Below are 20,050 nucleotides of genomic sequence, written 5' to 3' on the forward strand. Positions count from 1 at the left end.
TCTCGAGAAGGATGGATCGCGGGTCAAGCCCGGCGATGACGAGCAATAGTGACTTACGGCCGGCTCGGATCGAACCGCTTCTCCAGCCCCTTCCAGCAATCGGCGTAATCGTCCTGCAGCGTCGCGGCATTCGCCGCATGCGCGGTGACGCGTTGCGGGTAGCGCGTCTCGAACATGAAGGCCATGGTGCCGGTCAGCTTCACCGGCTTCAATTCGCCATGGCTCGCATGCTCGAACGCGTCGCGATCGGGTCCGTGCGGCAGCATGCAATTGTGCAAGGAGATGCCGCCGGGGACGAAGCCTTGCGGCTTGGCGTCATAGACTCCGTAGATCAGGCCCATGAACTCGCTCATGATGTTCATGTGATACCAGGGCGGACGGAAGGTGTTGTCGGCGACCATCCAGCGCTCGGGGAAAATGACGAAGTCGATATTCGCTGTGCCCGCGGTCTCGGACGGCGAGGTCAGCACCGTGAAGATCGAGGGATCGGGGTGGTCGAAGCCGATCGCCCCGACGGGAGAGAAGGTGCGCAGATCGTATTTGTACGGCGCGTAATTGCCGTGCCATGCGACGACGTCGATCGGCGAATGGGCGAGCTGCGTCTTGAACAGCGAGCCACCCCACTTCACGTAGAGCTCGGTCGGCGTGTCCTTGTCCTCGTAGTTCGCGACCGGCGTCAGGAAGTCGCGCGCATTGGCGAGGCAATTGGCGCCGATCGGCCCGCGCTCCGGCAGGGTGAAGGCGCCGCCGTAATTCTCGCAGAGATAGCCGCGCGCCGGCCCGTTCGGGATCTCGACGCGGAACTTGACGCCGCGCGGGATCACCACGATCTCGCCGGGCTCGGCATCGATGCGGCCGAACTCGGTGGCGAGGCGCAAGCTTCCCTGCTGCAGCACGAACATCAGCTCGCCGTCGGCATTGTAGAAATGCTGGTCCACCATCGACTTGGTGATGAGGTAGACATGCGCGGCCATGCCGGCCTGCGTGTTGACGTCGCCGGCGGTCGTCATGGTCTGCACGCCCTGGACGAAGGTGACCTCGTCCTTCGGGAGCGGCGTCGGATCCCAGCGCAGCTGCGCGATCGGCAGGTCATATTCATGACACGGTGCCGAGCGCCACAGGCCGGCATCGACCTTCTCGAAGCGGCCGGAATGCTTCACCGAGGGGCGGATGCGGTAAAGCCAGGAGCGTTCGTTGGTGCCGCGCGGCGCTGTGAAGGGCGAGCCGGAGAGCTGCTCGGCATAGAGGCCGTAGGCACAACGCTGCGGCGAATTGCGCCCGATCGGCAGCGCGCCGGGCAGCGCCTCGGTCTCGAAACTGTTGCCGAAGCCGGACATGTAGCCCGGTGTCACCTGCGCGGAACTGCGAACGATCTGATCAGGCGAGGTGTTGATGTTCATGACTATCCTCCTCCTTGCAAGGCGGCCCACATTTCCTGGTCGCGCTTGTCGGTCCAGATCACGGGATCGTCGATCCCCGACGCTTCGTCATAGGCGCGCGACACGTTGAACGGCAGGCAGTGCTCGTAGATGGCGAAGCTGTGGAATTTCGGGTCCATGACCTCGCGGGTCGCGGCCATGGATTCCTTCAGCGTGCGCCCCTTGGCGACCGAGATTTCCGCGGCGCCATAGAGCGAGGTAACGAAATCACGCGTCATCGCGATGGCTTCGCGCACCGTCGCGGTGCCCTTGAGCGCATCGCCGCGGCCCGGTGCGATCGCCTTCGGATTGAAGTTGCGGATCTCGTTCAGCGTCATCGGCCATTCGCGCAAATGCGCATCGCCGCAATAGCAGGCCGAGTGATATTCGATGAGATCACCGGAGAACATCACCTCCGCGTCCGGGACCCAGGCGACGATGTCACCGGAGGTGTGGCCGGCGCCGAGCTGCATCAACCGCACCTCGCGTTTTCCCAGATAGATCGACATCTCGCCTTCAAAGGTCAGCGTCGGCCAGGTCAGGCCGGGGATGCTCTGCGCGTCCTGGAACAGGCGCGGGAAGCGGCCGTATTCGGAATCCCAATCCTGTTTGCCGCGCTCCTCGATCAAGCGATAGGTTTCCTGCGAGGCGACGATGCCCTGCGCCCTGTAGGCGGAGGCGCCAAGCACGCGCACGGCGTGATAATGCGACAACACGACATATTTGATCGGCTTGTCGGTGACGGTGCGCACGCGCTCGATCACCTTGGTCGCCATCGCGGGCGTCGCCTGCGCGTCGAACACGAGGCAGCCATCGTCGCCGACGATCACGGCCGTGTTCGGATCGCCCTCGGCGGTGAAGGCATAGAGATCGGTGCCGATCTCGGAGAAGGTGATCTTCTTCTCGGAGAGATCGCCGGTGGATGCGAAGTTCTTCGCCATCAATTCGTCCTTTGAGTCACAGGGCTATTGTTGTTGCTGTTGCTGCTGCTGGCCGTCGACCATGCGGCGCTTGGCGAGCCCGATCGCCTCGCGCAGCACGTCGATGTCGCCGATATGATTGGCGAGGATCAGCACCAGCGCTGCGTCGAAATCGGCACTCTGCTCCTCGGTGAGGCCGCGATGGGCCTCGACGATGGCGCGGAAGGCGTCGTCAGGGCGCGAGAAGTTCGAGCTGGTGGAGAGCGGCATGCCAGACCTCAATACAAGCCTTCGGCCCGCGCCAGCGCCGCCGCGATCGTCGAACGCGTCGGATGGCGGAAGCGCGCCGCGACATAACCGTCGGGCCTCAGCAGATAGGCGGCACCCGGCTCGGCGCCGTAGCGCTTTGCGACCAGGCCCGAGGGATCGGCAAGTTCGCCCTCGCCACCAATGCGGATGCCCTGGACGCCATCGGGCGCATCGATCGGCGCGCCATGACTGAACGACAGCAGGGTGAAGTCCGTTCCGCCCTTGCGGAACGCATCCGTCAGATAGATCTGCTCGCCGGCGCGCGTTGCCACGGGCGCGTCGAGCATCGAACAGCCGGGCGACGGTCCGCCGCGCCACGTCTCCGCATCGAGCGACGACAGCGGCGAGTCATAGCTGCACGGCACCGACAGCCGGCCGCCATTGACCATGCGCTTGCCGAACTCGGTCTCCTTGGCAAGCGACAGCACCGCCTTGCGCAGCCGCGCCTCCTGATGCGAGTTCGGCGCCATGAAGTCGGTCGAGCGAGTGGATTCGCGGATGTTCTCGTCGGCAGCTGCACTGCGCTCAATGTGATAGCTATCGAGCAGGCTCGCAGGCGAGGTGCCGCGCAGCACGCGGTCGAGCTTCCAGGACAGGTTTTCGGCGTCCTCGAGCCCGGAATTGGCCCCGCGCGCGCCGAAGGGCGAGACCTGATGCGCGGAATCGCCTGCGAAGACGACGCGGCCATGGATGAAGCGATCCATCCGCCGGCACTGGAATTTGTAAAGCGAGATCCACTCGAACTCGAACTTGTCGTGGCCGAGCATGCGCGCGATCCGCGGCCGCACGTTCTCCGGCTTCTTCTCGACGACGGGGTCGGCATAGCGGTTGAGCTGGAGATCGATGCGCCAGACATCGTCGGGCTGTCGGTGCAAAAGCGCCGAGCGACCCGCATGGAACGGCGGATCGAACCAGAACCAGCGCTCGGTCGGGAATTCCGCGGTCATCTTGACGTCGGCGATCAGGAACTGGTCCTCGAACACCTGCCCGGCAAATTCCGCGCCCACCATCTGCCGCAGCGAGGACCGCGCGCCGTCGCAGGCGATGACATATTGCGCGTGCAAGCGATAGGCGCCCTCGGGTGTTTCGATCGTCAGCGCAACGGCATCATTGCGCTGCTCCAGCGCCGTCACCTTGTTGCGCCAGCGCAGATCGATCGCAGGCAGATCCTGGATGCGATCGACCAGATAGGCTTCGGCGTAATATTGCTGGAGGTTGATGAAGGCCGGTCGCTTGTGGCCGTCTTCCGGCAACAGGTTGAACTGGTAGAGCTGCTGTTCGCCGTGGAAGATGCGGCCGATGCTCCACACCACGCCTTTCTCGACCATGCGGTCGCCGACGCCGAGCCGGTCCCAATATTCCAGCGACCGCTTCGAGAAGCAGATCGCGCGCGAGCCTTCGCCGATGCGGTCGGCATCGTCCAGAAGCACGACGCGCTGGCCGCGCTGGGCAAGGTCGATCGCCAGCGACAGCCCAACCGGGCCTGCGCCGACGACCACGACCGGATGCGCGGCCGGGTTCTGGCCCGGACGATCCTGATCGGGGTGGCGGCGATAGCCGAACTGGGATTTGGCCTGGGCCATATACGAACCTCGGCTCTGGTCAGGAACGGACCGATCTGCTAGATAGTCTCACGTGCAACTATTTTGGACCGGAGCCGGCCGGCCGTCAACTGGAATTCGGAGCGTAAGCCTTGGCAAGGACATCCAGCGACATCGCGCTGAAGACACGGAATGCTGACGAGGCTTCGCCACGGCCGAAGGCGCGGCTCGACCTTTTCAAATTTGTTCCATTCCGTCTCAACCGGCTGGCGGCGGAAGTCAGCGCCGCGCTGTCGGTCGAGTATCAGGAGCGCCACGGCCTCGACATTCCCGCATGGCGCGTGATTGCTACGCTCGGCTTCCGCAACGATGCCTGCAGCGCGCAATTCATCTCGCAATGCACCCGCACGCACAAATCGACCATCAGCCGCGCAGTGACCGCGCTGCTCAACGGGGAGCTGATCGAGCGGGTCGAGAACGAAACCGATCGCCGCGAATTCCGCCTGCAGCTGACGAAGAAGGGTCGCGCGCTCTACGAGGAGCTGTTTCCGCAATTGCTGCGGCGGGAAGACGAGATTCTCGCCTGCCTTTCGGCGCAGGAGCGCAAGCAGCTCGCAGCTCTGCTCGGCAAGATCGAGCAGAGCCTCGACCTGATCCAGACCAGCGAAGAGGCCGACGCCAAGCAGGCGTATTAACGCTTTGGTCATTCCGGGGCGCGCGTAGCGCGAACCCGGAATGACCCTATCGCATCATTCCGCAAACGACCGCGACGGCGGCAAATGCAGCGCCCAGGCATCGACCTTGTCGCTGGCGCGCGGATAGATCTCCGTCACCATCGGATCATGCCCGGGAATGAATCTATCGGGGTGACCGGCGAGGCGCTCGATCGTCTCCCAGCCCTGCGCCATGTCGCCGACATTGTAGACGATCGGGAAGGGGCTCTTGCGCTGGAGATTGGCGTAGTAATGCGCGGCATCGGAGGCCAGCACGACCGGCCCCCGCGCAGTCTCCACCCTGACCACCTGCAAGCCGTCGGAATGGCCGCCGACGCGATGCACGGTCACGCCGGGGGCGACCTCGCCGTCGCCGGAATAGAAGGTGACGCGCTCGCCATAGACATGGCGCACCATCAGCGTGACGTGCTCGACCGAGAACGGATGGCGGAGCAGGCCGTTGCACATGCAGCGCCCCGTCGCATAAGCCATTTCCCGCTCCTGAAGATGGAAGCGCGCCTGCGGGAAGCGGTCGAGATTGCCGGCATGGTCGTAATGCAGATGCGTCACGATGACGTCGCGGATCGCGGACGCGGCGACGCCGAAACGCTCCAGCGCATCGACCGGATTGAGCGTCAGCTTGCGGGCTCGCGCGCTCGCCTCCTCGGCGTTGAAGCCGGTATCGACCAGGATGTCGCGGCCGTGCCCTCGGATCAGCCAGACGAAATAATCGAGATCCTGCGCCGCGCTGTCATGCGGATCGGGCACGAGGAAGTTCATGTGGGGTGTGCGGGGCGACATCGTCGCATAGCGCAGTGCGTAGATCTCGTAGGCGTTTCCCATGATTCTGCTCTTTGTTTCTTCTTTTGAATGGACCTTCGGGGATGAACCGTCGCACCAAGCCATTGTCCGCCGCAAAGATCAAACACTTGAGGTTGCGAAGACCGCGCTCCTGCAATGTGAGACCAATCACATCTTCCGCGCCCTGGCTGCCCCAACATCCCGCCGACAGGATCGAGCCGGATCCATTGAGTGCGACCATGACAGCTTCTTCATTCCCTTCGCAACGTGCCCCTGCCTTGCGGTCGATCGTCGCAATAAAGTCGAATCTCCAAGCGGTTGACGCCCCCCATCCCCGGTTTGATAATGACTGGAGCGTAAGTTAAGGTCGCCGCGGCGCAAGCTGGAACGGCGCCTTTTTGGCTGGACCGCGCTGATTATGAAAATTCGCTTCCTTTTTCTGCTGCTCTTGCTCATCTCGCTCGTCCCGACTGCCCCATCGCGTGCGGCCGGCGAGCGCTTTGCATTGGTCATCGGCAACGCCAAATATCCGGATGCGGACGCCCCGCTGAAGGAACCGATCAACGATGCGCGCGCCGTCGCCGACGAGCTCAAGCGCGACGGCTTTTCGGTTGAGATCGGCGAAAATCTGACCGGCGACGCCATGCGCCGGGCCTTCGACAAGCTCTACAGCAAGATCAAGCCGGGCTCGGTGGCGCTGGTATTCTTCAGCGGTTTCGGCATCCAGTCGGCCCGTCAAAGCTACATGCTGCCGGTCGATGCGCAGATCTGGACCGAATCCGACGTGCGCCGCGACGGTTTCAGCCTGGAGACCGTGCTCGGCGAGCTCAACACCCGCGGTGCCGGCGTCAAGATCGCGTTGATCGATGCCTCCAGGCGCAACCCGTTCGAGCGCCGGTTCCGCAGCTTCTCGGCCGGCCTGACGCCGGTCATCGCGCCGAACGGCACGCTGGTGATGTATTCGGCGGCGCTTGCCTCGGTGGTCTCGGACGCTGGCGGAGATCGCAGCCTGTTCGTCCAGGAGCTCTTGAAGGAAATCCGCGTCCCCGACCTGATGGCCGAGGAGACGCTGAACCGTACCAAGATGGGCGTGACCCGTGCCTCGCGCGGCGAGCAGGTGCCGTGGATATCCTCCTCATTGGCCGAAGATTTCTCGTTCATTCCGGGGGTCGGCGGATCGCGCCCGTCAAATCCGCCGCCGCCCGCGCCGCCGGCCGTTGTCGCCAACAATCCGTCGCCGGCTCCCCCCGCGCCGCCGACACCGCCTCCGCCGCCGAAGCCGGCCGACACGGTTGCGGCGCCTGCACCTCCGCCGGCGCCCGTGCCAGCCCCTTCGCCGAAGCCGCAGGTCGAGGCTGCCCTGCCGCCTCCGCCGCCGCCCGTGAAGCCGGTTGATCCCGCTCCGGCGCCGAGCGCGGACAGCGGGCCGAGCGCGGCCGTGCTGGCCGACGACCCCACGATCAAGGGCCTGACGGCCAAGATCGCCGCCAATCCTGACGACGTGAACGCGCTATACCGGCGTGGACAGGTCTATGCCAGCAAGGGCGCCTACAACCTCGCGATCAAGGATTTCGACGATACGCTCCGGATCAACTCGAAGGACGTCGAGGCGCTGAACAACCGGTGCTGGACCCGCACCGTGGTCGGCGATCTCCAGGCTGCGCTGAAAGATTGCAACGAGGCGCTGCGGCTGCGGCCGAACTTCGTCGACGCGCTGGACAGCCGGGGGCTGGTCAATCTGAAATCGGGCGCGGTCAAGAACGCCATCGCTGATTTCGACGCGGCCCTGAAGATCAATCCGCGCCTGACCTCCTCGCTCTACGGACGCGGCCTCGCCAAGCAGCGCAACGGTTCCGCCCAGGAAGGGGCGCTGGACATTGCCAATGCCAAGGCGATGGACCCGAACATCGTTCAGGAATTCGCAAGTTACGGAGTCCGTTGATATTTTGCGGGCTGAGGCAATTGGAGCTTTCGAACCTTAAGCTGCCCACGGAAGACTAATGGGCGGATGCTACAGGCGGCGCGGTTCGAGAGCCGCTTGCAGGAATTTGGAAACACGCGATCTGGCTACGCAGGAGGGGACTGGCTATGAGATTGGCTGCAAGGGGACTGACCGCGATCCTGTCCATCATCACCATCGGCGCCGCTCTGTCGCTGCCGGCCTCGCCCGCCTTCGCGGGCGACGAAAGCAATAGCAAGAACGTCACCGAGGATGAGATCCTTCGCGCGCTCGCCCCGCCGGCGAAGAAGCCTCTGACTCGCGGCCTTTCGATCGCGCCGCCGGCCGATCCCGCGCCGAGCGCGACCGAGACCAAGCTGATCCAGTCCGTCCGTGGCCGCTCGACGCGCTCGCTGTCGTCGACCGAGCGCGAGGAGATCGCCTTGGCCGCCAAGGACAAGCCGAACATCGATCTCGAGATCACGTTCGACTACAACTCCGCCAATATCAGCGCGAAGTCGATGCCCTCCGTGCAGGCGCTCGGCCGCGCGTTGACCAGCCCCGACCTGAAGGGTTCGACCTTCGTGGTCGCGGGTCACACCGACGCCGCCGGCGGCGAAGCCTACAACCAAGACCTGTCGGAGCGTCGCGCGGATTCGATCAAGCGCTACCTCGTCGAGAAGTACAGCATCTCGGCCACCGATCTCGTCACCGTCGGCTATGGCAAGAGCAAGCTGAAGAACCCCAGCCAGCCGCTGGCGGAGGTCAATCGCCGCGTGCAGGTCGTCAACATGGAAAACAAGACCACCGCATCGAAGTGAGCACGACGCGATCCTTTGCAGTGACGAGTCGTGATGTGGTGTAAAATCTCGCTTCAAACGCGCGTCCCGCAGCCGTGCGGGGCGCCGCTTTATTTCAGGGAAACGCTCTCGATGGGCCTCGCGCGGATGGCCGTGAGCCAGGCCAGGATGATCCGGCGATGAAACTCACCGAATATCTCAAGCCTGCCGGAACCGTGGTGTTCGTCGTTGCGGTCGGCATCGGCTATTATCTGTTCGAGCATCGGCGTCGCCCCGAACCGAAGGAGACGCCGGGCGAGGCGCTCGTCATCGTGACGAAGTCGACCAATGCCTGCTTCTCCGACCTCGTGCGCGTGACCGGATTCTTCGTGCCGCGTCGCGAGGCGGTCGTGGTTGCCGACCAGGAAGGATCCAGAGTTACGGATCTCCTCGTCACCGAGGGCACGGTCGTGACCGACAACCAGGAGCTGGCGCGTCTGACCCCGCCGCCGCAGATTCCGGGCCAGCCGCAGCGACCCGGCCCGCAAGGCCCGATTTCGTTGAAGGCGCCCGCGCCGGGCCTCATCACGGAGGTCCGCACCATCGTCGGAGCTCCGGCTTCGCCTCAGGCCGGCCCGATGTTTCGCATCGCCGTCAACAACGAGATCGAGCTCGATGCCCAGGTCCCGGCGGTGCACATGACCAAGCTCAATCCCGGCGCGACCGTACGCATCAGCCGCGACGATGCACCCGATTTGATCGGACGGGTCCGGCTGGTTGCTCCCGAAATCGATCGCACGACCCAGCTCGGGCGCGTTCGCATCAGCGTCACCAACAATCCCTCGCTGAAGGTCGGCGTATTTGCCCGGGCCTCGATCGACGCCAAGCGCAGCTGCGGCGTCTCGATTCCCAAGACCGCGATCGACCATCTCACCGTGCAGGTCGTCAAGGGCAACGTCGTCGAGACGCGCAAGGTGCGGGTCGGGCTGTCGTCCGACACGGCCACGGAAATCCTGGAAGGGCTCGAGGTCGGCGAAATCGTCGTCGCCGACGCGGGCTCTTCGCTCCATGACGGCGACCATATCAAAACCATGTTCGCCGATGAACTCGATCGCACGCGGGTACGCTGATGGCTCTCAATATCTCGGCATGGTCGATTCGCAATCCGCTGCCGTCGGTCGTCTTCTCGATCATCCTCCTGATTCTCGGCTGGGTCTCCTTCACCAAGCTCGCGGTGACGCGGCTGCCGTCGGCCGACATTCCCGTCATCTCGGTCGTGGTCTCGCAATTCGGTGCGGCGCCTGCCGAACTTGAATCGCAGGTCACCAAGACGGTCGAAGACGCCGTCTCCGGCGTCGAGGGCGTGCGCCACATCACCTCCTCGATCACCGACGGCGTGTCGGTCACCACGATCCAGTTCGCGCTCGAGACCAACACCGACCGCGCGCTCAACGACGTCAAGGACGCGGTAACGCGCGTGCGCTCCAATTTGCCGCAGAACGTCACCGAGCCGCTGATCCAGCGCGTCGACGTGATCGGCCTGCCGATCGTCACCTACGCCGCGATCTCGCCCGGCAAGACGCCGGAGCAGCTCTCTTATTTCGTCGACGACGTGGTCAAGCGCGCGCTGCAAGGCGTCCGCGGCGTCGCACAGGTCGAGCGTATCGGCGGTGTCGAGCGCGAGATCCTGGTCTCGCTCGACCCGGACCGGTTGCAGGCAATGGGCCTGACCGCGGTCAATGTCAGCCAGAGCCTGCGCGGCACCAATGTCGACGTCGCCGGTGGCCGGGCCGAGATCGGCAAGAACGACCAGGCGATCCGCACGCTCGCGGGTGCCAAGACGCTCGGCGACCTCGCCGGCACGATGATCCCGCTGTTCGGCGGCGGCGAGGTCCGGCTTGACGACCTCGGCACCGTCACCGACACCATCGCCGACCGCCGCACCTTCGCCCGCTTCAACGGCGAGCCCATCGTCGCGCTCGGCATCAAGCGCTCCAAGGGCGCCAGCGACGTGAAGGTGGCTGAGGCCGTGCAGAAGCGCATCGACGCGCTCAAGGCCGCCTATCCCGACGTCGACCTGAAGGTGATCGACACCTCGGTCGAATACACCAACGGCAATTACCACGCGGCGATCTCGACCCTGTTCGAGGGCGCCATCCTCGCCGTCGTCATCGTGCTATTGTTCCTGCGCGACCTGCGCGCCACGATCATCGCCGCGGTCTCGCTGCCGCTGTCGATCTTCCCGGCATTCTGGGCGATGGACCTGCTCGGCTTCTCGCTGAACCTCGTCAGCTTCCTCGCCATCACGCTGTCGACCGGCATTCTGGTCGACGACGCCATCGTCGAGATCGAGAACATCGTACGGCACATGAACATGGGCAAATCGCCCTATCGCGCCGCACTCGAAGCCGCTGATGAGATCGGCCTCGCCGTGATCGCGATTTCGCTGACCATCATCGCGATCTTCGCGCCCGCGAGCTTCATGTCGGGCATCGCCGGGCAATTCTTCAAGCAGTTCGGCATCACCGTTTCGGTGCAGGTGTTCTTCTCGCTGCTCGCGGCGCGATTCGTCACGCCGGTGCTGGCGGCGTACTTCCTCAAACACGGCCAACACGAAGAGCCGCCACCAGGCCGCGTGCTGCGAGCCTACCACGGGATCGTGGCCTGGTCGGTGAAACACTACTTCATCACGGTGCTGGTCGGCCTCGGCGTCTTCGCCGCCTCGATCTGGAGCATCACGCTGCTGCCGCAGGGCTTCCTACCGGCGCAGGACAGTGCCCGCTCGCTGCTCGCTCTCGAGCTGCCGCCGGGCACTCAGCTCGCCTACACCGAAAAGGTCACCGAGGACATCGTCGCGCGCCTGCGCAAGCGGCCCGAGGTGAAGAGCATCTTCGTCGACGGTGGGCGCGTGCCGCCGGGCACCCAGGAAGTCCGGCGCGCGTCTCTGATCATCAACTACACGCCCAAGGACGATCGCGACATCACCCAGCGCGAGCTCGAATCCTCGATCAGCCAGGAATTGGAGAACGTTCCCGACATCCGCTTCTGGTTCCTCGACGAGAACGGCCTGCGCGCCATCTCGCTGGTCGTGACCGGCGTCGATGCCAACATCGTCAACAATTTCGCGAGCGAGCTCGCGACGCAGATGAAGCGGATTCCGACCATCTCGAACGTGATCTCGGAAACCACGCTGGAGCGGCCCGAGCTGCGCGTCGAACCGCGCGCCGATCTCGCCGCACGGCTCGGGGTCTCGACCGAAAGCCTGTCGCAGACCATCCGCGTCGCCACCATCGGCGACGTCGGCCCCGCGCTCGCCAAGTTCGACGTCGGCGATCGCCTGGTGCCGATCCGCGTGCAGCTCGAGGATGCCGCGCGCGGCAATCTCAAGACGCTCGAGCAGCTCCGCGTGCCGCTGGGCGAGCGCGGCGAGAAGGGCGGCGTGCCGCTCTCGGTCATCGCCGACGTCAAGCTCGATCAGGGCCCGACCAGCATCAACCGCTACGATCGTGAACGGCAAGCGACCGTCGCCGCCGATCTCGTCGGCTCTGCCGCGCTCGGCGACGCCACCAAGAAAATCAACGACCTGCCGGTGATGAAGAGCCGGCCGAAGGGCGTAAAGGTCTCACCCTCGGGCGACGCCGAAAGCCTCAACGAGCTGTCCGACGGCTTTGCGACCGCGATCACCGCCGGCCTGATGATGGTCTATGCCGTGCTGGTGCTGCTGTTCGGCACCTTCCTGCAGCCGATCACCATCCTGTTCTCGCTGCCGCTCTCGATCGGCGGCGCGATCGCGGCCCTCCTCCTCACCGGCAAACAGCTCACGACGCCGGTGTGGATCGGCATCCTGATGCTGATGGGCATCGTCACCAAGAATGCGATCATGCTGGTGGAGTTCGCCATCGAGGCCATCAAGGCCGGCAAGCCTCGCGAGGAGGCCATGATCGATGCCGGCATGAAACGCGCCCGCCCGATCGTGATGACCACGATCGCGATGGCCGCGGGCATGATCCCGAGCGCGCTCGCAGTGGGCGCCGGCGGCGAGTTCCGCTCGCCGATGGCGCTCGCGGTGATCGGCGGCCTGATCTTCTCGACCATCCTGTCGCTGGTGTTCGTGCCCGCGATGTTCATGGTGATGGACGATTTCGGCGCCCTGATCTGGCGCTTCGCCAAGCGGCTGATCGTGCACAGCGAGGACGCTGAGATTGACGGTCATCAGGCTCCGGCGGAAGCGGCACCGGCGAGCGTCTCACGCCCCGCGGCGGAGTAGGATCAAGATCAAGCTGCGACGACGATGCGTATTCCGAATGGCGAGCACGCCACCATCGCCTCGCACCCACACGGCCGGCACAAAGCAAGGTTTTTCGCGACGCGCTCAATCTTGAGCGTGGCGACGCCCTATGGTTTCGAGATGCCCTACTCGAAGCGGCAGTCTCGGGCGATGCGTCCCAGATTGCGACAGATAGCTGGGGTAGTCACTGGCGCATGGATCATTCGGATCGGCGATGACCGGCCGACATTCGTTACCTGTTGGGTACTATGATGAGCGTCGTAAACAGCAACGATCGAGCACCAGTGGCTCTGGACGTCGTCGCATTGCTCGCGAACGTTCCAGACCACCGGCTGGCACGCGGAAACGTAGGCACGGTTGTCGAAGAACTCGATGGCAAGACGGTGCTTGTCGAATTCAGCGACGACGGTGGACGATCATATGCGGTCGCTCCTTGTCCGCGATCCGAGCTGCTTATTTTGCACTATGTGCCGGAAGCGGCGGCCTAGCTGCAGTACTACTCGTTCCGTGCGATCGCCGTCAGCTTGGTCATGTTGCGCAGCAGGATGCGGCCGCGCTGGAGATCCAAAATCGCCTCCTTGCGCCAGGCCTGAAGCTGGCGGTTGACGCTTTCGCGGGCGGCGCCGACGAAAACGCCGAGCTGCTCCTGCGAGATGTGCACCTCGGAGCCGAAATCGGCGGCGAGCGCGCAGAGCCGCCGGGCCAGACGTACAGGCAGCGGTTGCAGCATGGACTCCTCCATGCGCTCGCTCTGCCAGCGGATGCGCTGGCACAGCAGCGCAATGATCTTGATCGCGACCTTCGGCTCGCGCTCGAGGAAGCCGAGGAAATCCTCGCGCCGCAGCACGAACAGCTCGCTGGTCTCGCCCGCCGTCGCATCCGCCGTGCGGCTCTGGCCGTCCAGCACCGCGACCTCGCCGAACAGGTCGCCCGAGCCCATGAAGTTCAGCGTCAGCCGGCTGCCGTCGGAGGCGCCGGTCTCGATGCGGACCTGGCCCCGCCGCACGCCGAACAGCGCGTTGCCGGGATCGCCCTTCTGGAATAGCACCTCGCCACTGGCCAGATGCTGGGTGTGACAAAGGCTGGACAATCGCTGGAGCTCGTCCGCGCCGAGATCCGCGAACATCGCGTTCATCTTCAGGATGACCGCAAATTCGGCCTGCTTGCTCATTTCAATGTCCTCGTCAATTTGGTCGTGAACGTCCTTGGCAAATCGCTTGGAACCATCAACATCAGGATCGCGTAAAACCGCGTCGGGGAAGTGTGTCATAAGTCACATAACTTTGCAGCACCCCAAGACTATTTTTGCGCGCTTGGAGCCGCTTCCCGTCCCGGGATAAACTCACGAGTAAAGGACGGGCAATCTGCCGGGTTGCAGCCCATTGTCCGCCGCTGGGAAGTCGAGATGAGAGCACTGAGGTTCGTCGGCGCGGCACTGGCCGTCGTCATCGTCGTGATCGCAATCCTGCTGGTGATCGGGATCCCCTCCGGCTTCCTGACCTCGACCATTGCCGCGCGGGTCGAGAGCGCGACGGGCTATCGCCTGTCGATTGATGGCACCACGAAGATCGGCCTGTGGCCGACGCTGAACGTCACCCTGAACGACCTCACGCTGCAAGACCCGAAGGATCGCAGCGGCATCACGCGCCTGACGGTCGACAGCGTGCAGGCCGACATGTCGCTCTCCAGCGTATGGTCGGGCCGTCCTGAGATCAGCGAGCTCGTCGTCACCCATCCCGTCCTCTACCAGCCGTTGCTGCGTGAGCGCCTGCCGAATGCCGGCACCGCAGCGAGGCCGCGCGCGATCGACACGGGTGGTGCGATCATCGACCAGATCAAGATCATCGACGGCGAGGTCGCATTTGCGCGCGTGCGCGACCGCATCGAGGGCCGCATCAGCGCCATCAATGCCGATGCCGTCGTCAGCCGCGACCGCAAGGTGAACATCACCGGCACCGCGCGCGTCGGTGAGCACCCGACCAAGTTCGACATCAAGGCGACCACGCCAGCGTCGGGGGATCGGCCGACGATCCCGGTCGATTTCGGCATCGACATGCCCAGCGTGCTGAAGTCCCAGCTGGCGGGTCATGCCGAGATGCGGATGAACGGCGACGTCGTGATGATCAACGGCGTGAACGGCAGGCTCGGCGACGGGACGTTCAACGGCTGGGCGTCGGTCGACATCGCGAGCAAGCCTCTGGTCAAGGTCGATCTCGACTTCCAGCGGCTCGCGATTCCGCTGGCGAAATCGCCACAGAACGCCCCCGGGCAGCCCTGGAGCAATGCGCCGATCGACGTCTCCGGGCTCAATTATGTCGATGCGCAGGTGCGGATCTCCGCGAACGAGGCCGTGATCGGCGATGCGCGCATCGCGCCGCTCGCGCTCGACGCCAAGCTCGCCGGCGGCGTGCTGAAGGCGGGCACCGCCAATCTCGGCGCCTATGGCGGCCAGGTCTCTGGCGAGGTGATCCTCGACGCGACCACCGGCGCACCGAGCTTTGCCATGCATTCCGACCTCGTCGGCGTGCGCGCGCTGCCGCTGCTTCAAGGCCTTGCCGAATTCGATCGCATCGACGGCAGGCTGCAGGCCAAGCTCGCTCTGCGCAGCGCCGGCGCCAGCCAGCGCGCGTTGATGGCGAACATGCAGGGCACGGCCTTCGTCAATTTCCAGGACGGCGCAATCCGCGGCATCAACGTCGCGCAGATGATCCGCTCGCTGACCACGAGCACGCTGTCCGGCTGGCAGGAAAACCAGAACCCGAGCCAGGAGCAGAGCACGGACCTGTCGCAGCTCTCGGCGTCCTTCCGTATCGACAAGGGCCAGGCGGTGACGACCGATCTCAACCTGATCGGGCCGCTAGTGCGGGTCACCGGCGCCGGCACCATCGCGCTCGACACCAAGATGATGGGCTTTCGCGTCGAGCCGAAGCTCGTGATGACGACCGAAGGCCAGGGCCGCACCTCCGATCCGGTCGGCTTCGGCATTCCAGTAATGATCCAGGGCACCTGGTCGCAGCCGCGCATCTATCCTGATATGGCCGGCATGCTGGACAATCCGGACGCCGCCTATGCCAAGCTCCGCGAGATGGGCAAGGGCCTGTTCGGCCCTGACGGTGCTGGCCTCGGCAATATCCTGGGCAACCTCGGTCTCGGCGGCGCCACCGCACCCGGCACGGGCAACGCCAATCCGCAAGGCCCTCAGCCGGGACAGAACAATTTGCTCGGTGGCCCCCTGGGCGAGGCCCTCGGCAATCTGATCCAGCAGGGCCTTTCCAGCGGCACGGGGGCAGGCGCCAACCCTGGCACTGGTACGGGCCGCAGCCGCAGCCTGCCGGCAACGCCATCCACGCCGGCCCCGCAGGCCTCTCCGGCGCCCCCGGCTCAGGACGACGCATCGGTGGCGCAGCAGGACAGTCAGCCAATGAACGACGTGCTGCGGCAGCTTTTCAATCGGTGATCGGCGAGGCAACGCGGTGGACTCCATGTCTATTGTGACATCGTCCGAACGGACGAGGCTGCGTGCTTCAGCCTCTTTCCCACCTGCTGCTTTTTTGACCGCCCCGGTGCCCGCGGCGGGTAACCACGACGGCGGGCCCGGCCGGTCCTTGACAATCCCCGGGCCCAAACTGTGGTAGAAGGGCTCGGAAGGGCCGTACGGCCCGTAGCGCGCGGCGGCAGTGTCGGCGCGAGAGGATCGGGATGGCCGGAGCGAACGACAAGACACGATCTCTGCGCGGGGGCCTGTTCGCCAAATACGTCGTCTCCCTAGTCGGCCTCGTCGTGTTCGTGCTCGCTGTCAACGGCGCGATGGAGACCTGGATCTCCTACCGCGCCACCCGGACGCAGCTGACCGATGGGCTCGAGGACAGGGCGCAAGGCGCCGCCCGTCGCATCGAGCAGTCGATCTCGGAGCTCGAGCGCCAGATCAGCTGGGTGACGCGGGCAAGCCAGGACACGCTCGAGAAGCGCCGCGCCGACTACGCCTCGCTGCTGCACCAGGTCTCGGTCGTCAACCAGCTGTTCCAGCTCAACGGCGACGGCCGTGAAGTGCTGCGCGTCTCGCGCCAGTCGACCACGACCGGCAGCAATTCCGACCTCTCCCGCGACATGCGCTTCACCGACGCGGTCGCGCGCGGCGTCAGCTATGCGCCGGCCTGGTTCGCCGACCAGACCCCGTACATGTCGATCTCGGTGGCGCATTCCGGTTTCAACGCCGGCGTCACCGTCGCCGAGATCGATCTCGGCTTTCTCTCCGAGCTCCTGTCCGACGCCCAGGTCGGCAAGGCGGCCTTTGCCTATGTCGTCGATCCGCGCGGCCGCGTGCTGGCGACGTCCTCGAGAGGGCCCGAGGTCGGCAAGGACCTGTCGAAGCTGCCGCAGGTCGCGGCCTTGATCGCCCCCGGCGGCGAGCCCGACACCTCGGGCACCGACTTCAACGGCCATTCGGTGATGAGCGCGGCGAGCACGGTGCCGAAGCTCGGCTGGAGCGTGCTGTTCGAGCAGCCGACCACGCAGGCCCTGATGCCGATCCGCGACCAGCTGGTGCGCATCGCGCTACTCATCGGCATGGGCCTGATGGTCGCGATCCTCGCCGGCACGCTGCTCGCCCGCCGCATGATCATCCCGATTACGGCGCTGCGCGACGGCGCGCACAAGCTCGGCGAGGGCGATTTCAGCCACCGCATCGACGTGCACACCTCGGACGAGCTGGAAGACCTCGCCGGCCAGTTCAACCGCATGGCCGACCAGATCCAGGAGACCTATTCGAACCTGGAGACCAAGGTCGAGGAGCGCACCCGCGATCTCGCGCAGTCGATCCACGAGCTCAAGGTGCTGGAAGAGGTCGGCCGCGCGGTCGCCTCCTCGCTCGATCTCAACGCCGTGCTGCCGACGATCGCTTCCCGCGCCATCGAGATCACCCATGCCGATGCGGTGCTGATCTACGATCATGACGCGCAGCGGCACTGCTTCAATCTGGTCGAGGCCAATGGCATCGACAAATCGGCCGAGGGGGCGCACGTCACCATCGCCGAAGGCGCGAACATCCTGAGCGATGCCGCGGCGAGCGGCGCGCCGATCGCGCTGGCCGATCTCGACAAGGCCGCCGAGCAGCCGCTGCGCGACGTCGCGATCAATGCCGGCTTCCATTCGGTGCTGGTGGTGCCGCTGATCGACCAGCAGGGCACGCTCGGCTCGCTGGTGGTGCTGCGACAGGCCAGCGGCGCGTTTGCGCCCAGCATCATCGGCCTGATGCGCACCTTCGCCAACCAGGCGGTGCTGGCGATGCGCAATGCGCGCCTGTTCACCGAGGTCGACCACAAGGGCCGCGAACTGGCGGCGGCGAACGAGACGGTGCGCGCCCAGGCCGACAAGCTCAAGCAGCAGACCGAGCAGCTCAAGGACTGGAACAAGTCGCTGGAGGAGCGGGTCAGGACCCAGCTCGGCGAGATCGAGCGCATCCGCAAGCTCGAGCGCTTCCTGGCGCCGCAGGTGGCGCAGCTGATCGCCTCCTCCGACAGTCCCGAGGGGCTGCTCACCAGTCAGCGCCGCGAGGTCACCGTGGTGTTCTGCGATCTGCGCGGCTTCACCGCCTTCACGGAAGCGACCGAGCCCGAAGAGGCGATGAACGTGCTGCGCGAGTATCACGCCGCGCTCGGCAAGCTGATCTTCAAATACGAGGGCACGCTCGACAAATATGCCGGCGACGGCGTGATGATCCTGTTCAACGCGCCGATCCAGTTCGAGGACCACACCAAGCGCGCCGTGAAGATGGCAATGGAGATGCGCGACACCATCGGCCCCCTGACCGAGCGCTGGCGCAATCGCGGGCATAGCTTGGGGTTCGGCATCGGCATCGCGCTCGGCTATGCCACGCTCGGCCAGGTCGGCTTCGAGCAGCGGCTGGAATATGCCGCGATCGGCAGCGTCACCAACCTCGCCTCGCGCCTCTGCGGCGAAGCCAAGGCCGGCCAGGTTGTGGTCAGCCGCCGCGTCTACGGCATGGTCGAGCCATGGGTGGAAGCGCGCTCCCTCGACGATCTCCAGCTCAAGGGCTTCAATCACCCCGTGCTCGCGATGGAGATCTTGAGCTGGCGCGAGGAGGTGGACAATGTCGTGGACGCCGCTGCGGCGAGGCGGCGAGGGTAGTCAAAACAAAAGGTGCGAAAACAACCCCATGCACAGTAGACGGGTGCTGTGGGATCAATGACTTACGCAGGCGCCGCGTGAGCACTCGTGTCGTTTGACACGTCGGGCAAAACACCGGGCGAAGGGCATCATCTCCCGCGTCCCTATCCGAACCACATCCCGTCTCCCCGCGACCAATCCTCGCCTCACCGGCGAGGCCAGTCCCGATGGAGACCCCCCGTGGCGTTTGCCTTGCCTTCGCGTGCTTATGATCTGCAGATGCTGGATCGTCCGGTCGACCGGGCGCGCGACCAGGGCTGGGTCTATGGGCTGCCGCCGGGCATTAAGAGCGAAGAGTGGCCGCTCGATCCGGTCAGCGGCTATCCGCTGATGCATGGCTTCACGCTTCTTCTGCCGGAGGATTACCGCGTGCATGGCCCTGACATCGTCGCGGTGTCGTTCTTTGCCACCGCGCCCGATCACAATGACGGCGGCGCGCCCGACGACCCTGAGGTCCGCGAGGCCGTGATGGCGAGGCCCGCGCATCCGCGGCTGTCGCGGATGACCGATATTCTCGACTACGAATATGCGGCGCTGCTGCTGACCAAGGCCGAATATAAGGGCCCATTCGCGATGCCGCCGGCGCCGCTGGCGCTTGCGACGGCCGAGCGGCCGCGCTGGCTCGACGTCGGCGGCGCCAGCGCGTTCTACGAGGCCGCCGCGCCTTATGCCAGGAAGATGTTCGCCGGGCCGCCGCGCGCCGATCTCAGCGAGACCCGCGCGATCGGCATGACGCCCCGCGCGAATGATCCCAATGCCGGCAAGGGCCCGCAGGACGAGCACACCCGCAAGAACCCGCCGACCGGCTATCAGTCGTACTATTATTTCGTCGGCGGGGTGGTGAACGGCGACAATTACCGCCTGCACGACTGGGCCAAGGACCATGCTCCCAACCATCTCGGTGGCACCATGCGGCCGATGCAGGTCGAGCCGGAGATGAGCCCGTTCTATATCGAGTTCGAGGAATATTTCGGCGGCTACAATTTCGGCGGCGGGAACGCGCAGCTCGACTTCAGGGACATGAAGTTCGACTGGGCGTGCAGCTAGGCCGACTTCCGCCCTTCCGCCTGTAACCTCCGCCAAGCGAAGCGGGATGCGGGAGGCGAGACCCTCGGATGCCGCTTGCCTTCCATCAGCGCCGGTGCACCCGGTGCGA

General features: G+C 65.1%; 16 protein-coding genes. 10 read left to right on the forward strand and 6 right to left on the reverse strand.

Annotated features, from left to right (window positions below; all coding sequences use genetic code 11):
* Window positions 1-53 precede the first annotated feature (53 nt).
* Genes hmgA through LPJ38_RS05785 form a run of 4 tightly spaced genes read right to left on the reverse strand, consistent with a single transcriptional unit; the run spans window position 54 to window position 4,230 of the window.
* Window positions 54-1,400 carry a homogentisate 1,2-dioxygenase gene (hmgA, locus tag LPJ38_RS05770; protein WP_167520770.1) on the reverse strand — a complete coding sequence of 449 codons (1,347 nt, stop codon included), beginning with the start codon at window positions 1,398-1,400 and terminating at the stop codon, window positions 54-56.
* Window positions 1,401-1,402: 2 nt separating this feature from the next.
* Window positions 1,403-2,359 carry an MBL fold metallo-hydrolase gene (locus tag LPJ38_RS05775; protein ID WP_145642032.1) on the reverse strand — a complete coding sequence of 319 codons (957 nt, stop codon included), beginning with the start codon at window positions 2,357-2,359 and terminating at the stop codon, window positions 1,403-1,405.
* Window positions 2,360-2,383: 24 nt separating this feature from the next.
* Complete coding sequence (locus LPJ38_RS05780; RefSeq protein WP_145642030.1) at window positions 2,384-2,608, reverse strand: DUF2783 domain-containing protein; 225 nt, start codon at window positions 2,606-2,608, stop codon at window positions 2,384-2,386.
* A gap of 8 nt (window positions 2,609-2,616) precedes the next feature.
* On the reverse strand, window positions 2,617-4,230 hold the full coding sequence (locus LPJ38_RS05785) for an FAD-dependent oxidoreductase (RefSeq protein ID WP_145642028.1): 1,614 nt from the start codon (window positions 4,228-4,230) through the stop codon (window positions 2,617-2,619).
* 110 nt (window positions 4,231-4,340) lie between these two features.
* Here LPJ38_RS05785 and LPJ38_RS05790 point away from each other — a divergent pair, with 110 nt between their 5' ends.
* Complete coding sequence (locus LPJ38_RS05790; RefSeq protein ID WP_145642026.1) at window positions 4,341-4,883, forward strand: MarR family winged helix-turn-helix transcriptional regulator; 543 nt, start codon at window positions 4,341-4,343, stop codon at window positions 4,881-4,883.
* A 54-nt stretch (window positions 4,884-4,937) separates the two neighbouring features.
* Here the strand turns inward: LPJ38_RS05790 and LPJ38_RS05795 are convergent, their stop codons facing one another.
* Window positions 4,938-5,744 carry an N-acyl homoserine lactonase family protein gene (locus LPJ38_RS05795; protein ID WP_167520769.1) on the reverse strand — a complete coding sequence of 269 codons (807 nt, stop codon included), beginning with the start codon at window positions 5,742-5,744 and terminating at the stop codon, window positions 4,938-4,940.
* Between LPJ38_RS05795 and LPJ38_RS05800 the strand changes: the two genes are divergently transcribed.
* The 6 genes from LPJ38_RS05800 to LPJ38_RS05825 all read left to right on the forward strand — a co-directional run bounded on the left by LPJ38_RS05800 (window position 5,743) and on the right by LPJ38_RS05825 (window position 13,196).
* On the forward strand, window positions 5,743-6,024 hold the full coding sequence (locus LPJ38_RS05800; RefSeq protein WP_167520768.1) for a hypothetical protein: 282 nt from the start codon (window positions 5,743-5,745) through the stop codon (window positions 6,022-6,024). The genes LPJ38_RS05795 and LPJ38_RS05800 overlap by 2 nt on opposite strands.
* 96 nt (window positions 6,025-6,120) lie before the next feature.
* Window positions 6,121-7,644 carry a caspase family protein gene (locus LPJ38_RS05805; RefSeq protein WP_145642021.1) on the forward strand — a complete coding sequence of 508 codons (1,524 nt, stop codon included), beginning with the start codon at window positions 6,121-6,123 and terminating at the stop codon, window positions 7,642-7,644.
* A 146-nt stretch (window positions 7,645-7,790) separates the two neighbouring features.
* Complete coding sequence (locus tag LPJ38_RS05810) at window positions 7,791-8,462, forward strand: OmpA family protein (protein WP_145642019.1); 672 nt, start codon at window positions 7,791-7,793, stop codon at window positions 8,460-8,462.
* Window positions 8,463-8,620: 158 nt separating this feature from the next.
* Window positions 8,621-9,550, forward strand: a complete 930-nt coding sequence (locus LPJ38_RS05815) for an RND family efflux transporter (protein WP_145642017.1) — start codon at window positions 8,621-8,623, stop codon at window positions 9,548-9,550.
* A complete protein-coding gene (locus LPJ38_RS05820) occupies window positions 9,550-12,687 on the forward strand; it encodes an efflux RND transporter permease subunit (RefSeq protein WP_145642015.1) in 3,138 nt (1,045 codons plus the stop codon). Before LPJ38_RS05815 ends, LPJ38_RS05820 begins: the two co-directional genes overlap by 1 nt.
* A 305-nt stretch (window positions 12,688-12,992) precedes the next feature.
* Window positions 12,993-13,196, forward strand: a complete 204-nt coding sequence (locus LPJ38_RS05825; RefSeq protein WP_208750631.1) for a DUF4926 domain-containing protein — start codon at window positions 12,993-12,995, stop codon at window positions 13,194-13,196.
* An 8-nt stretch (window positions 13,197-13,204) separates the two neighbouring features.
* On the opposite strand, the gene LPJ38_RS05830 is transcribed toward LPJ38_RS05825, so the two are convergent.
* Entirely contained in the window at window positions 13,205-13,879 is a 675-nt protein-coding gene (locus tag LPJ38_RS05830; protein WP_145642011.1) for a Crp/Fnr family transcriptional regulator, read from the reverse strand.
* 234 nt (window positions 13,880-14,113) lie between these two features.
* Here LPJ38_RS05830 and LPJ38_RS05835 point away from each other — a divergent pair, with 234 nt between their 5' ends.
* From LPJ38_RS05835 to LPJ38_RS05845, 3 genes are all read left to right on the forward strand, one after another.
* On the forward strand, window positions 14,114-16,165 hold the full coding sequence (locus LPJ38_RS05835; RefSeq protein ID WP_145642008.1) for an AsmA family protein: 2,052 nt from the start codon (window positions 14,114-14,116) through the stop codon (window positions 16,163-16,165).
* A 242-nt stretch (window positions 16,166-16,407) separates the two neighbouring features.
* Window positions 16,408-18,855 carry an adenylate/guanylate cyclase domain-containing protein gene (locus LPJ38_RS05840; RefSeq protein WP_145642006.1) on the forward strand — a complete coding sequence of 816 codons (2,448 nt, stop codon included), beginning with the start codon at window positions 16,408-16,410 and terminating at the stop codon, window positions 18,853-18,855.
* A gap of 219 nt (window positions 18,856-19,074) precedes the next feature.
* Window positions 19,075-19,941: a hypothetical protein gene (locus LPJ38_RS05845; RefSeq protein WP_145642004.1), complete on the forward strand. Its 867-nt coding sequence runs from the start codon at window positions 19,075-19,077 to the stop codon at window positions 19,939-19,941.
* Window positions 19,942-20,050 lie beyond the last annotated feature (109 nt).

It is taken from the genome of Bradyrhizobium daqingense (assembly GCF_021044685.1).
Lineage (GTDB): Bacteria > Pseudomonadota > Alphaproteobacteria > Rhizobiales > Xanthobacteraceae > Bradyrhizobium > Bradyrhizobium daqingense.